The organism is Rhodothermales bacterium, from assembly GCA_041391505.1.
Classification (GTDB): domain Bacteria; phylum Bacteroidota; class Rhodothermia; order Rhodothermales; family JAHQVL01; genus JAWKNW01.
Genome location: JAWKNW010000019.1, coordinates 1 through 14501 on the forward strand (window position 1 = coordinate 1; position 14501 = coordinate 14501).

Annotated in this window: 9 protein-coding genes; all 9 read right to left on the reverse strand. The window is 58.2% G+C overall.

What is annotated here, in order from left to right; genetic code table 11:
* A partial coding sequence (locus R2834_16610; protein ID MEZ4701957.1) for an ABC transporter transmembrane domain-containing protein occupies positions 1 to 994 on the reverse strand: 994 nt, incomplete at its 3' end.
* Positions 995 to 1040: 46 nt separating this feature from the next.
* The gene (locus tag R2834_16615) at positions 1041 to 1544 is read right to left on the reverse strand and encodes a UpxY family transcription antiterminator (protein ID MEZ4701958.1); all 504 of its coding nucleotides are present in this window, start codon (positions 1542 to 1544) and stop codon (positions 1041 to 1043) included.
* A 299-nt stretch (positions 1545 to 1843) separates the two neighbouring features.
* Positions 1844 to 4183, reverse strand: coding sequence for a polysaccharide biosynthesis tyrosine autokinase (locus tag R2834_16620; GenBank protein ID MEZ4701959.1), 2340 nt, complete (start codon positions 4181 to 4183; stop codon positions 1844 to 1846).
* A gap of 456 nt (positions 4184 to 4639) precedes the next feature.
* The gene (locus R2834_16625; protein ID MEZ4701960.1) at positions 4640 to 5023 is read right to left on the reverse strand and encodes a HEPN domain-containing protein; all 384 of its coding nucleotides are present in this window, start codon (positions 5021 to 5023) and stop codon (positions 4640 to 4642) included.
* Positions 5020 to 5340 (reverse strand): nucleotidyltransferase domain-containing protein, encoded by a 321-nt coding sequence (locus R2834_16630; protein ID MEZ4701961.1) that lies wholly within the window; start codon positions 5338 to 5340, stop codon positions 5020 to 5022. Before R2834_16630 ends, R2834_16625 begins: the two co-directional genes overlap by 4 nt.
* A 94-nt stretch (positions 5341 to 5434) precedes the next feature.
* Positions 5435 to 7501, reverse strand: coding sequence for a 3'-5' exonuclease (locus R2834_16635; GenBank protein MEZ4701962.1), 2067 nt, complete (start codon positions 7499 to 7501; stop codon positions 5435 to 5437).
* 391 nt (positions 7502 to 7892) lie between these two features.
* Entirely contained in the window at positions 7893 to 9035 is a 1143-nt protein-coding gene (locus R2834_16640) for a hypothetical protein (protein ID MEZ4701963.1), read from the reverse strand.
* Positions 9036 to 9114: 79 nt separating this feature from the next.
* Entirely contained in the window at positions 9115 to 11511 is a 2397-nt protein-coding gene (locus R2834_16645; GenBank protein MEZ4701964.1) for an SIR2 family protein, read from the reverse strand.
* A gap of 108 nt (positions 11512 to 11619) precedes the next feature.
* Positions 11620 to 14412, reverse strand: a complete 2793-nt coding sequence (locus R2834_16650) for a site-specific DNA-methyltransferase (GenBank protein ID MEZ4701965.1) — start codon at positions 14410 to 14412, stop codon at positions 11620 to 11622.
* Positions 14413 to 14501: the final 89 nt, after the last annotated feature.

Consider the following 14501-nt stretch of genomic DNA (forward strand, 5'->3'; position numbering starts at 1 on the left):
GGATGGAGTTGACCACCGGAAGCTGAAATCGAATCCTGTTGGAAGCGGTAAAGAGCTGTTGAAGCGAGGGCATAAGCCGGTAGCCGGCCAGCGCGTAGAGTGCGAGTATCGGAATGACGTCCTGCAGATTGCCTCTGGTGGAAAGCATGTACAGGATGAGGACGAGAATCGCCCCGAATGCTAGCGTCTGAACAAAATAGACCGGCACTACGTTGGCCACCTCGCGTCGCGGTTCGACGCGGGGATATCGCCTGGATGCGTTGGAAAATCGGTTGAGGAAGTGCGATTCTCGACCGCTTATCTTGAGCAATTTGATTCCGGCAAGCGTCTCATTGGCGGCTCTAAAGCGCTGCTCGTTGGCGGTGAAGCGTTCTTTTCCCAGTCGGGTGATATAGGAGCGATTGAGGTATGTGACCACGGCGTAGATCGCCCCGAAAACGCCCAGAACGATGAGGGCCAGCACCGGATCGACCACCATCAACAGGCCAAAAATGACGAGCGTAACAAACGTGCGCGCCACCAGCGTCGCTACCGACAACAGGACACCCTGTGCCAGGTCGTTTGCTTCCGTCAGCACCTGCTTCGAGAGCACCGACGAGTTGTGCTTCAGGAAAAACGTATACGGCTGGCTCACATACTTGCGCAGCAGCCGGTTCGCGATGGCGTGCGAACTGTTCCAGGCGAAGCGGTGCTGTAGCCAGAGCGTGAACACGGTGAACGCGTTCGCGATCGTCATCAGGCCCAGGACGCACACGCCGGCGGCGATGAGGAACGACTGGTAGGATGCGAATCCGAAGGTGTCGTAGATGCGCTTCAGCCAGGCCTGCTGCTCGATCGTCTCGGGGCGGGAGACGAGCTGCATGAACGGCATGATGGAGGCGATGCCGGCCATCTCGAACAGCCCCATGAAGGCGATGGCGATGAGCAGGACAACAAAATGTTTCTTTTCGCGGGCCGTGAGGATGCCGCGAAGCTTGTGGATCAGGTCGGTCATGAAAGGATGTGGTGGTCGTAAAAAGGGTCAGGCCGGGGGAGGGCCGTCAGAGGGCGAGTTCGGCTTCCCGCACATACTCGGCCGGCACCTGCACGCGCACGGCCTGCTTGATGGCATGCACGCGCACCATGACCGAACACTGGCCCCGGTGCTCGATGACGTCGCCCCGAAGCCCCTCGAAGGGGCCGGCCTTGACGACGACCTCGCGGCCGATGGGCGGTACCCAGGTCGGATGCAGGGTCAGCCGGTCGAGGTCCCGCTGCGTGATCCGGAGTCGCTCGATCTCGTCGTCGGAGATCGACGCGAGCCGGCCGCCGAAGCTGAGGCACCGCACGACGCCCGGCGTCTGCAACACCTGCATCCGCCCGCGCTCGTCCACCCGTGCGAACAGGTAGCTCGTAAACAGCGGTTCGGTCACCTTCTTCATTCGGTCGCTCCAGCGGCGCAGGGTCGTGCAGCGAGGCAAAAAGACCTCGACGCCCTGCCCGAGCAAGCGCTCTTCCGCCTTCGTTTCGGCCCGTGGTGCGGTGTAAAAGATGCGCCAGTGCATGGTTAATGGTTGCAGGTTGTCAGGTTGCAGGTTGTCAGGTTGCAGGTTGTCAGGTTGCAGGTTGTCAGGTTGCAGGTTGTCAGGTTGCAGGTTGTCAGGATGGCGGCGAATGCCGGCGTATCGCGGGTTGACGCGTCTTCCCGGTACGGCTCCGCCACGTCAGTCCCACGAATTCCCTCGGGACCGACAAATTGGCAAAGCCCGTAGGTCGGGTTAGGCTCCCCCAGGAGCCGTAACCCGACGCCAAATCCCGACGCCGCCCGATCATCCACCGATCGGCCGCTCCGCACGCCGAACGGTCACGCCGCGTCCAGCGTGTAATACGCATCCTCCCGGTAATACCGGTAGCGCGCGCGGTTGCCGGCGAGCGAGGAGGGATCGAACGCGTTCAGCACCGTGCCGATGACGCGATGTCCGGCCTGGCTGAAGTCCCGAATCCCCTCGCGCACCTCATAGTCGCGTGTTTTTCCGGCCGAGGCCACGATTACCGTGGCGTCGGAGAAGCTCGAGACAAACACCGCATCCGACACGGCCAGATAAGGCGGCGTGTCGAAGATGACGATGTCGAAATGCCGTTTCAGTTCGTTGACGAACACCGGCATGTCCGGCGACGCCAGGATCTCGGAGGCGTTGGCGTAGCTGGCGCCGGCGGTCAGCACGTACAGGTTGTTCTGTTCGGGCAGCGCGCGCCGAAACTGGAGGTGACGCGCCTGCATCATCTCGATAAAGCCGGGCTTGTTGGCCATGCCGAGTTTGGCGTGTACGGTCGGGCACCGCAGGTCGGTGTCCACGACGACCGTGCGCCGGCCCGTCTGAGCCATCGCGATCCCGAGATTGAGCGCCGTGAGGCTCTTGCCTTCGCCGGGATTCGGGCTCGTGATCGTGATGGTCTGGATGCGTTCGCCGAGGCTCGTGTTCAGGATGTTGAACCGCAGCTTCCGGTAGGCGTCGACCACCATGGAGGCCGGCGACAGCCCGTTGATCAGCATGGCATCGACGTTCGGGCGTTGCAGGGCCGTGGTGCCGGCCGGCGCCGGCGGCGGCGCCTCGGGCGTCATCGCGGGGATGATGCCGATGAGCGGATAGGACCGCTGTTGCAGGTCTTCCGGTGAAAAGATGATGCCGCGCGTGCGCTGCTGGTGCAGCATGGCCAGGCCGAGCCCGATCAGCAGGCCCACCAGTCCGCCGAGGATGAGGTTGCGCGGCTTGTCGGGATATTCCGGAAAGGGCGGGGCGAACGCCTGACGGATCACTTCGGCATAGCCCTGCTCGGATTCTTCGGAGATGCGGACCTCCTCGAGCTTTTCGCGCAGGAAGAGGTAGGCGCGTTCCGTCGTCTGGAGCGAACGCTGGAGCTGGGTGAGCGCGATCTGCTGCGCCGGCAGGCTGTTCAGCGTGGCGCCGTATTCGTCGAGCTGCCGGCGATAGAGCTGGCCGCGCGCCTCGAGGCGGGCGATTTCCTGCCGCTCGTCGGCGAGTTGGCGCTGGATCTGGCTGAGGGTAGAGAGGCCGTCGCCTTCGAGCGCGAGGCCGGCGTCGTCGACGTAGGAGGTCGACAGCCGCGACAGGGTGTCCTGCAGGGCGGTGAGCTCCCGATTCAGGCTGGCGAGGGTCGGGTTGGAGGCCGCCTCCGGCGAGCCCTTGAGCCCCGGGTTCTGGCGGTAGATCTGGTCGAGCCGGGCGTCGATGTCGGCGATGGCCGTCTGGGCGCGTTTGATCTCCTCGGCCGTGTTGTCGGCGAGGTGCCGCGCGAGTTTCGGCTGCATGCCGGCGAGATCCTGCGCCAGCATCTCGGCGGACACCCGCTTCAGCTTCAGCTCGAGTTCGTTCTGGGTCCGCGCCTGCTCCAGCGTCGACACCTGGTCGATCAGGGCCGTCGCCTCCGAGCTCATCGTGAGGCCGCCGTTTTCGTGCAGGAACGTCTTCATCTGCTCCTCGAGCGCGCGCAGCTCGCGATTTCGCTCGTTGGCCTCGTTTTCGAGGAAGGCGCGTGTGGCCGAGAGCCGGCTCCGGCTCCGCCAGAGGGCGCGGTCCACGAGTTCTTCCGCGTAGAAATTGGCGAGCAGGCTGGCTTCGTTCGGATCGGTCGACACAGCCGAGATCCGGAGCACGTCGGCCACGGGTTCGCGCTGGATCGACACTAGGTTCTGGACGGTGTAGGCGAGCTGGGCCGGCGACGTGGCGCCGGCGATCAGGCTGATCGGCCGGCCAGTGACGGGGTCGATGCGCGCCGCGATGAGCCGCTCGGCCACCTGGGTGGCGACGTCCAGCGACCGCTGGAGCACGTAGATCTCGGTTTCGACGGAGCGCCCGGGGCCCCGCCGATTGCCGGGCGTGGTGTCGAGGGCGTCCTTGAGGTCGGGCGCGATCCGGTTGTCGACCAGCACGAGGCTGTCGGCCCGGAAGATGGGTACCTGTAGATAGGTATAGATGCCGGTCCCCGTCAGGGTCAGCACGAACGAGAGGAAGATGAACCAGCGGCCGCGGAAGAGCAGGTTGAGCAGCTGCTCGCCCTGGCTGGCTTCGTGCGCGGGTTCGGGCTCGGCCGGCGCGGGGGCGTCGAAAAACGGCGAGGGCTCCGTCCTGGGTGCGATCGGATTACGACCGGGCGCTTTGCTCGGGAACGTTGGTACGGCCATGGGAAGGGCACTGGGAAGTGTGTTGGTCGCCGGCGGCGTCAGAGATGCGCGGACCGTCCGGGCGAGAAGTGCGAAGAAAGTATACGGGTCGTATGCGGCTGAAATGTCAGGAGTCTATCACAATTGTGTTCTCGAATGATCCGGCGGCTGCGTAACGGCGTCGGGGCGCCGTTTGCGGCCGTGGCGCGCGGATTCAGGCAGAACGTGCCGTCAGGCGCAGGAACGATTTTCCCGTCGGGAGGGCATTGCGGGCGTTCGATCCGGCGTAGAGGCGGCGTCGCACAGGGTGACCTGCGGATGCGGGGAGGAGGTGCAAGAGTCGGGCCGGGGGAGCAGCGTGGTGCGGCGGTGACGGCGCGGTGTGGGGTCTCGAGATAGGAGTGTCCGCGGTCGGGACAAGCAAGGCACCTTAATCATCGCGTGACGGAGAAATCGGCCGAAAGTGCTGGGTTCTAATCAGATCCTTTGCCTGGTCAGGCGCTCGACATCTGCAATAAATCGGGACACATCTTCGATCAAGTGGTGTATGCCGGCCTCTTCGAAAACGGTCATAGCGTCATAATCAGCCCGCTCACGGAATTCGTAGGCTTGTCGAAAGATGCCTCCTAGTTCCCCTGGCAGGTCGCCGGTTGCCACGAATCGTGCATGAAACTGTTTCATGGCTCCATTGTGTGTCTTCGTCATCTCTCCTGCCTGATGTAGCGCAGCACTTGCTGCGTAGAAAGCCGCATAATAGGCACGATTCAGCGACCCAACGGCATCTCCATCATCCAAACAGAGTTTCGCGGTGCGCAGCGCGCGATTGGCTTTGGCGAATAATGCCTGGCTTTCCGGCTTCACAACACCAGCCCCTCTTCTCGGACAATCGTCATGAACGCCCCGTCCAACTGCTGGTACTCTGCTTCGGAATAGGGCTGGAAGGCAACCAATTCGCCGTAACGGTCCAAAAGGTCTGTCTGTAGCTGGACCAACTGCTTAATTTCTGTGTAGAGATCGTAGGTGCCTTTTAGTACCACCAGGACATCCACATCGCTGTCAGGCCGCGCATCGCCGCGGGCGTGTGATCCATAGAGGACAACATGTGACAGTCGTTCGCCATAGTGCTGGCGAAGCCAAACATGGGCATCATCCAGAGCGAGTTGAACGGTTTTGGTCATGGCGGCGGGTCGCAACAGATTGTCTTTTGGACTCGGTGTCTGATATAAAGATAAGGGATCTGATAAGGAGTTGTCGGTGAGCTACACATTTCATCTAGCCGCGCATATCTTCCAAAAACTCCGACGCTGGCCCGCCGCTCGTCACCAGCAGTTGATCTCGCGCCCGAGTGCACGCCACGTACAGCAGGTGCCGCTCGGTGTGGTAGACCTCCTCGAGGTCGGCCTGGTCGGACACGGTTTCGATCCGTTCCTGGGACGGGATTACGTCGTCGTCGCACGCCATGACGACCACAGCCCGGAACTCCAGCCCCTTTGCCCTGTGCATCGTGCTGATCGACACAAAGCCCGTAGTGGTCTCGACCGTGTCGTCGAGTACGCGATACGGCATTCCGGCCGCCTCTACGGCCGCGGTAGCCCGTGCGATCTCGCGTTCCGAGCGGACCACCACGCCGATCTCATGCGGGGCCACTCCTTCATCCTCGCGTTCAGCCAGCCACTGACTCACCCCTTCGATCTCGGCCTCGGGGCTGTCGAGCATCTCGACTACCGGAGGCGGGCCGTTGAAGACGGAGATGGCGCCCCGCCGGCTTTCGGTGTTGCCGTCGACATCGGTGATCTCTGGACTCAGCAGCAGGTCGGCCTGCCGGCGGATCTGGTGGGACGTGCGGTAATTGATGCGCAGGGTGCGCGAGCGGCCGCGTACCTCCACGCCGAGCGAGGCCCACGAAAACGGCTGCTGGAAGATGCGTTGCCCGAGGTCGCCAGCGAAAAAGAGGGCGTTGGGCCGGCCGCCGGCCATCGCCGCAAGAAACCGGAGCTGTGCTACGCTCACGTCCTGCGCTTCGTCGACGACGATGCATTCGAATGGAGGGTTCGGCTCGGCCGTGTACCGGTCTGCCAGCAGGGTGTACATCTGGGCATAGGTCATCAGCCCCTCGCGCTCCAGCGTGAGGCGGACCCGGTCGAACAACGACCAGAGGACCAGCCGCTGGCTTTCAGGAAGTCGCGTCTTGCGGCCCAGCCGGCGTACGTCGCGGTACGCTTCCCAGGTCTCCAGCCTCCAGGCGTCGACGACATTTTCCCACTCGTTATACAGGAACGTCAGGGAGAAGGAATGCCCGTCGATAGCCGCCGCGGTCTCCCGGATCACGCTCCGCACCTTGTCGCGCGAGGCGACCTCCATGGCGCCGAAGTGCAGGTCGTTCAGCCGGCGACCGATGGCGTCGATCGCATGCACCTCGAGCCGCTCGCCGAGTCGGGGTTCGTTGTGAATCAGCCGGCGCAGCTTGCCGCGCAGCGCGTTGGCCAGGGTGTCGGAAAAGGTGGTGAGGAGCACTCGGGCCTCCGGATGCTGCCGGGCCAGGTGCACCGCCCGGTGGAGGGCGACGATGGTCTTCCCCGTGCCGGCGGTGCCGGACACCCGCGCCGGCCCCGAAAAGTCGCGCTCGACGAGGTCGCGCTGGGATGGGTGGAGGAAGAGCGTCCACTTGTCCCAGGGGAATTCGAGGGCACGCTCGAGTTCTTCGACGTTGGCCACAACGCGGAAACGCCGCTGCGCATCCGGGTGCTCGAATGGCGCCACCTCTGGTGATGCCTCGGCGACAGGCCGCGGCGATCCGCCCGTGGCGATTTCCAGGAGCGCCTCGGCGGCCTCCGCCGGAAGATGATCGCTCAGCTCCAGAATCGTGGCTTCAGTCGCGCTCCGGACATCCTCCACCCATTCTTCCGGAACGCCAAAAGCGAGGAGTGCTTCGTGAGTGTAGTGCGCGAACAGGGCCGGCTTTTCGGGCGCCGGCTGCGCCACGTGTACATAGACCGGAATCTCCTCTACCCGCTCCCGGATCTCTACGAACTGCGCGGCTCCGGTCTTCGGGTGGGTCTCCAGCTTTCGGCGTTCGGCCCACCGATACGCCTCATCGTGATGGTCGACATAACAAAGCAGCAGGCTCGCGTCCGACCGGTGAATGATCAGCCGAATATCCTGACTCACTCGCACCGACCAGAACCTCGGGTCCTTCGCCCTGTCGAGCTTGTGGAATTGCAGGCTCGGGTGCGCGGGGTTCATCTGGAGGTCGAACGCCGTCGTCTTGACGGCTTTCTGCTCGTCATTCGTCAGCCGGGCGAGGCTGTCGGTGAAGGTGTCGGCGATGCGGAATTGCATGGGCTTTGATCCAGGTATAACGTGTATCTGAAACCCTCAAAAAATGTCATCTCGACCGAACCCGCGCGTACGCGCGGGGAAGTGGAGAGACCTCCATATTCCGGGCAATTTGCCAAACGGAAGGAGGTCCCTCCGCTCCAGTGCCGGCTTACGCCGGCGCTTTCGGTCGGGATGACAAAGCTAATTAATAAAAACACCACTCTCCGCCATACTAACACACTTCTCCTCCCGCGTTTTCGTTGACTCCATACCGACTACCTTTCAGCCCAAAACTTGTGTCCAGAGCCTTGTCATGCCTGAATATAAAGTCCTGCGAGGCCGGGCTAAGGTGCTCATGTGACATTGTTCTGGCAGGGTGTGCCGGATAGGGATTTCCCCTCCCTACATGTCTTCAGCTCGCGCGGATCCTCTCCAGATACTCCTCCCAGATCTCAAACAGCCGCGCGAGATTTTCAGGCTTCGTTAACACAGCAATCGGGAAGCTCGGGCGCATGGAAATACGGCTCGGACTCAACGCGACGCCGGGGATCTGATTGAGCTTCTGCATCAACTCCCTGCGGGCTGCCTCCTCCGCGAACGGGCCTTTCATGTACTGGAACTGGACCTCTACGGAGCCGGAATGCGTCCACAGCGAGACCAGCGAGTTCTGCTCGCCGTTGTGGTCGAGCATGGGGAAAAACGACCCGTTCTGCCCCCCGCGGCCCCACCAGATCCGAAGCTGTCGGGCGCGTGACCACTCCAAAATGGCCTTCGCGACCTCAGCCGCCGGCCGGCCCTGCCGCTCGGCCATTTCGCGAAGAAACCGCTCTTCGGTCCAGACGCTGTTGCCGCCGGCTCCGCTCTGCTTCTTCTGCATGGCGCCGGTCGTCTGCCCGATGACTTTGGGCACCAGCGTCCGCACCCCGTCTCCGACAAACTGCTTCACCTCGACGGCCAGCACCTCGGCGGGGTCCATCTGCTGATTCAGAAACTCGACGATGCGGCGGAGTTCGACCGGGATCAGGTCGGCCACAAACACCATGCGGACGCGGCCGGCCTGGAGGTTGGTTTTGACGTTGCTCCAGAAGGTGTGTACCGCCTCAGGATCCTCTGTCTCGTTGCCAAGCAGCTGTAACACCAGACGGTCCGGATCCTCCGCGCGCTGTTCGGCCGTGGCGGCAAACACCTGCCGGATCCGCTCAATCGGCCAGTAGGCGACGGCATTCGCCGCATAATCGAGCATCTGCCCGACGACCTCCCGGCGGATGCGGGTGTCGGTGCTGCGCTTGACCTCGACGAGGGTCGGGATGCCGTCCTGGTCCAGGAACAGATGGTCGAGGGACCAGCGGTCGTAGCCATCTTCCTCTCCCGGCACCCCGTACTCGCGGGTCACCAGCAACCACCGGCGCGGCGATTCCTCATCCATCTGCTCGCCGGCGAGGAGGTCAGGGTAATTATCCAGCAGCTCCTGCAACAGGCTTTCGCTGTTGTACGGTCGCTCGGGGAGGGCGCGGAGGGTTTCGTTTTGATCGATGAGGTATATGTGACCGGTCATAATAAATAATTTTAGATATCTGTTAGATATAATTTCTAACAGATAGGTCTATAGATGATTATATGTAATATGAGTGTATCTATTGTGATAACTTGAGGTGTTTAGACAGTGTTGATATGGCTGATTGAACGCTTGCTAATGCATTGCGTGATTCGATGTTTGTTTCGAAATCCGCATGCCTACTCTGTAGTTGAGAAACATTGCTGTTGAGTCGATTTAACTGGATTAGTAGAGTGTTAATTTCAAATGAATTGAATGATGATAATCTGCTCTGCACGAAAGGTTCAATGTCAACAATAACCCTTAATGCAAAATCTCTGTGGCTGTCTTCAAGGGTCATGGATGAAACTTTCTCGAGTAAATCAATAATGTCGTTGAATCGTACCACGCGTTTCTCCTGGGATATGATCTCTGCTTTAAGAAATAATCGCAATGCGTGCGTATCGATTTGATAGGTCTTAAATCCTTGCTTCTTGCTGGCGCGATTGTATGCGGTTTCGATGAACTTCTCTGCAATACCAAGATCGCCGATATCCATCATTAGAATGGAATATTGGAGCCAGAAAAGTGGTTCATTGTTGACGTTGTTATTGTTCTGAAGTGTGTTGAATAAACTGCGAATGCTAGATTCTGACTCAATGTGGTTTTTAAGTATTCTTTTTAATACTGATACTTGCATCAGCTTACTTGATATTGCCCTGAATGACCTATCTTCGCGCCTCTTAAGTGCCTCAGTTATCATGGAGGAGATGATTTGTATGACGTCATTAGGTTGGAAGTAGTTGTCGATCATGAATTCGGAGAATAAAGCAGATTGAGCTCGGAATTCATTCTCTGAAAATATAAATATATCAAGTGCTGTTTCTTTGAACTTTGCGACTTCGGCGTATGCGTCATTTCCAGTCACTACTCTGAGGAATGCTGAGTTTGAGTCGTGTCCAATCCATCGCAGTATATGACTGGATATGATAATAGTGCTGGTGATGCGATCCCGAAGAAGAGGTTCAATTTCTTTCTCGAGTTTTGTTTTTATTTCTCTGTTATTATACAATGCAACGACAATCTCTCGGAGATCGTGGCACTCCTCAATTGTCCTATTTTCTGTTCTGCCTAGTAATCCTGCCTTGTCTAAGACTTGTATGAAATCATTCTTTTCAATTGTTGATAGCTGATTGAGATCGAACCTGCTGATGGGAGTAGGAAAACGATCATGTATTTCATGTAGTCGTACTTCTTGAATTCCCGTGCGAACTTCAATGATATACTTGGCTTGAGGTGTATGTTGTTCAATTGTCTTAATGGTTTCAATGGCTGTATCATAGGACTCAAAAAATATTGCTATTTTCTCGTATGATTTTAGTAACTCAAGTTCTGGGATAAGTAGTTCGGTTGATTCCTTGCACCGAAAACACATGTACCCCTGCTGGGACAGTTTGTGTGCTAGTATGTATAAAAAAACTGTCTTTCCATTTCCAAGCTTTGAGTGTACTAGAAGTGTTTTTGCGTTTTCTAATGCAAGTAACGCTTCGTTGGATTTTTCTTTTCTTGGAATGACATATTTGGGTTCTGGTAGAGAGGACATGCACCTGTGTTCGTTAAATGTGCCGTAAGTAATTAGATTTGCGATTTCATTTGAAGTTGGATCTGAGAGCGCTTTGTTGTCTTTGTAGGGATTTATGTGTTTGAATACTTTTAGATTATTGAGATTGAGTTTCTTTGTTCTTTTGGGTAATTGGTCTAGTAGTTTTGTAAAGCCCGCTAGTTGTATTGGCAGAACTGTGCCATAATCTTGTGTGCGATTGGTAAATATATTGTCGGGCTTATTGGTTATGAAGTAGACCTTGTGTTTGATTAGATTTGCCTGCATTAAGAGAGCTGAAATGTGGTAATCAGCTAGACTGTATCCCACAAAGAAGCAATTTGTGCAAAAGCGAAGGTCCCTTGTGAATTCGTCGTACCAAACTGAGTGTTGAAAACTCTGCCGAACGTATGATTGTTCATTTAGTATGAGATGGTCATTGACATTGTCCTCATTTATATCTCTGATTGAGCCATGTAGGTGAATAATGGAGCCCGGGAATATTTTGCGTGGTTTATTTTCATCGTAGCTAAAACTATATATTGGTTTTTGTAGTTGTCTGTAGCTGTGCTCAATAATGTCATCATAATTTGTGGTGTATATTCGTAGCCAGGGGTAAGTGAGTAGTGCTAGTTGTTCCTCTGATGGTGAGAGAGTTGTGAATGTCTCATACATCAATTGATATATGTTAATATCTGAATTGCTGGCAACTTCACTTGCTATTGTTGTGAGGTCGTAGGAGCTTTCGCTAACATTCAAAACCTTTGCTAGTCGCCTTTTTAAGTCGGTACCTGTTGGCATGAAATCGCCGCGGATATTCCGAGCACTACTCGAAAAACCAGAACCGAGAAAAAGAATAGATTTATCCGCGTCAAGATACTCAGGTGTCTTTTTCATAGATCAAAATATGTAAGGCGTTAAAGACTTGTGTACATATACCTGGGTTGCGGAGTGGCGAGCGTAGGAAGTCTGGAAGCAATCTCTGATGCTGTGCATAAATAATGGTTATTTGACAGGGAACACCTTCATCACCTCATCCCCCAGATGATTGATCACCTTCACCGCAATCCTCCCGGACTTCGGCTTCTCGAAAGGCCTCGACGTATCACTGTTCAGCGACGCCCAGGCCTCCTCATCCACCTCGGCCTTTAGCGTCGTCTTCAGTGCCTTGTACGGATCGTTCGCTCCGAGGAAGTAGGCTTGGCGGACGAAGAAGCTCTCTTCGTTGTAATCGGTGTCGATGAACCAGCAGGCGATGCCCTCGGCGCCGTCGCTGCGGATCTCGCCGGTCTGGGGGTGGAAGACGTCCACGCCGTTGATGCGGACCTGGATCTGGTTGCCCTCGACTTCTGCGATGTCGATGTCCGGCTCGCCGAAAATGACGAAGAGGTTGCCTTTGCCGGTGTTCTTCAGGTCACTCGCCATGTGCAGGTCGGCGTTCATGCGCGCCTTGAGCACGGGCAGCCGGCCCAGCTTGTCGAACTCCGACGCGTGCGCCTCGTAGTTAAACGCACACGCGATGAGCACATCGAACCCGCCATCGCCGGCCTCGCGCGCCGCGGCCACCAGATCGGGGCGGGAGACGGTGCCGAACTCAGGACCGATGAATACCGCCGCGCGTTTTTCGGCGTCGCCCTCCACATACCGACCATCCGCGCAGATGTACTGCCCCGGCCAAGGGGTCAGCGAGGTGAAGGTGATCTTGTCGGACTTGTGCGCCTGCTGGACACCCGCCATCCGCAGGTTCTCCAGGATGACGGAGGCGAAGTCCTGTCCCTCGGCATACGCCGCCCCGTCCTCGGCCACACCGTCGATCAACTCGTCGTTTTCGTCCATCGCCAGCACGCGGTGCGGGGAGAGGCTCTCGACGGTGAAGGGTCCGGCCACGCGGACTTTCTTCTTGTCCTCATACGGCCGGTCGTACAGGTACTCAAAATCGGCCTTAGCGGCGATGGAGGCGTCGATTTCCTGCTGCCGCCGAATCCGGGCACTCCACCAGGCTGCGTGGAGTTTCTTGACCTCATCGAGCCAGCCTTCCCCGACCTCGCGAGGAATCTCCCATTCCTCCCAACTTTTCCCCAGCGCCTTGTTCAACCCCTCCCGCAGTGGCTCCAGAATCGCCTGAAACTTCTCCCAGATCACATCGATCTCGGCGTTATTCGCAATCGACTTCAACGTGATGTGTGGCACCCGCTCGTACACAAACCCGTGCCGGATGTCGCCCTGGACGGGCGCCTCGGAGGGTAGGGTGCGGGTGATCTCGGCTTCCTTGAGCTGGCCTTCCTTGCTATCCGCCAGCAGGTAATAACTGTACCGCGCCCCCATCAGCCGCGCACGCGCCAGGGCGAGGGCCACGCGGGAGGTGTCGATCGTGATCCACCGCCGGCCCCACTGCTCGGCAACATATGCGGTCGTGCCGGACCCGCAGGTGGGGTCGAGGACGAGGTCGCCGGCGTCGGTGGCCAAGAAAATACAACGTGCGACAACTCCTGGATGCGTCTCCACAATGTAGCGTTTGTCCTTCGCGTCAAAGCCCCATCGGATGTCCGTCCAAAGATTATTAAGGGGGACTACTGGGAAGTCAGAAATCGCTCGTATGTATCTCAGTGAGTTTGCGCGGGCGTAAAGACGGTTCGCCTTGGAAAGTCGAAGAAGACCACGTTCGTCAGTCTTGTAGGTACCGTTACCGGGAGAGTACTCACGCCCTCGGAATGCAAACAGCTTCAAGTCGCCGCCCTGCATCGGACGCTGCGATGTCGTGGCAGTAAGTGCAATACCGTCGTCTGTATTCAGGATGTCAGTTTGGCAAACCTCTCCAGTATTATCTCTGAATAGCTTGTAGTCTCCCGCTTTACCCGCCTCGGCCTTGTCTCGGAAAATCATACGGGACTTAGCATTGTCTGGCGACTTACAGGCCCACAAGATGAAATCGCACACTTGACTGAGTTCCTTAGTCGAGGAGCCCTCGGTCTTGACTAAAGTGATGGTCGCGACAGTGTTTTCCTCTCCGAACACCTCATCCATCAATGCACGGATGCGGTGGACATTTTCATCCCCAATCTGAACAAATATCGACCCCGAATCCGTCAAGAGATCCCGCGCCACTGTCAACCGATCCCGCAGGTACGTCAGGTAGCTGTGGATCCCATCCCGCCAGGTATCCCGGAACGCCTTCACCTGCTCCGGCTCACGCGTGATGTGGTCCGCTTTCCCATCCTTTACATCGCGACTTGTCGTCGACCACTGGAAGTTTGAGTTGAACTTGATCCCGTACGGCGGGTCGAGGTAGATGCACTGCACCTTGCCGCGAAGCCCCTCGCGTTCGGCGAGGGAGGCCATCACCTGGAGGCTGTCGCCCAGGATCATGCGGTTGGTCCAGTTGGCGTCGTGCTGGTAGAACTCCGTCTTCGCGCCCTCGTCCGGCAGGCCGTTGAAGTCGGCGAAAAGGCTGAGCTGGTCGTCCGTCTCGTCACTCCCCGAGCGCCGCACGAGGTCGTCGATCAGCACCTTGGGGTGAATCTTCTCCTGGATGTACAGCGGCGGCGCCTGGACGACGAGGTCGGACCAGTCCTGCTCGTCCTTCCCCCGCCACACGAGCTGCGGGTCGAGGTCGCGGTTGCGCCGCGCGTACGCCACCCGGATCGGGTGCTGCTCCTCCTGCCGCATCACCGCCTGATACTCGGCCGTCGGGATGTTCTTCCGCGAGGCCTCGGTGTGGGTGAGGGTTTCGATTTGTTTGGAGGATGGGGTGCTGCGTTTGGCCATAATCGGGGCAATGTACGTGTAATGTGGCGCCATCCCGTAGGTCGGGTTAGGCCCCCCTTCAGGGGCCGTAACCCGACGCATCAACGGGTGCGTATCTGAACGCTGTGTCGCCGGATTACGAA

Bases quoted from the DNA above. Each gene is read 5' to 3' on its own strand.
- R2834_16630 (MEZ4701961.1), bottom strand. From the start codon at position 5,340: ATGACCAAAACCGTTCAACTCGCTCTGGATGATGCCCATGTTTGGCTT.
- R2834_16640 (MEZ4701963.1), bottom strand. From the start codon at position 9,035: ATGACCGGTCACATATACCTCATCGATCAAAACGAAACCCTCCGCGCC.
- R2834_16620 (MEZ4701959.1), bottom strand. From the start codon at position 4,183: ATGGCCGTACCAACGTTCCCGAGCAAAGCGCCCGGTCGTAATCCGATC.
- R2834_16650 (MEZ4701965.1), bottom strand. From the start codon at position 14,412: ATGGCGCCACATTACACGTACATTGCCCCGATTATGGCCAAACGCAGC.
- R2834_16635 (MEZ4701962.1), bottom strand. From the start codon at position 7,501: ATGCAATTCCGCATCGCCGACACCTTCACCGACAGCCTCGCCCGGCTG.
- R2834_16645 (MEZ4701964.1), bottom strand. From the start codon at position 11,511: ATGAAAAAGACACCTGAGTATCTTGACGCGGATAAATCTATTCTTTTT.
- R2834_16615 (MEZ4701958.1), bottom strand. From the start codon at position 1,544: ATGCACTGGCGCATCTTTTACACCGCACCACGGGCCGAAACGAAGGCG.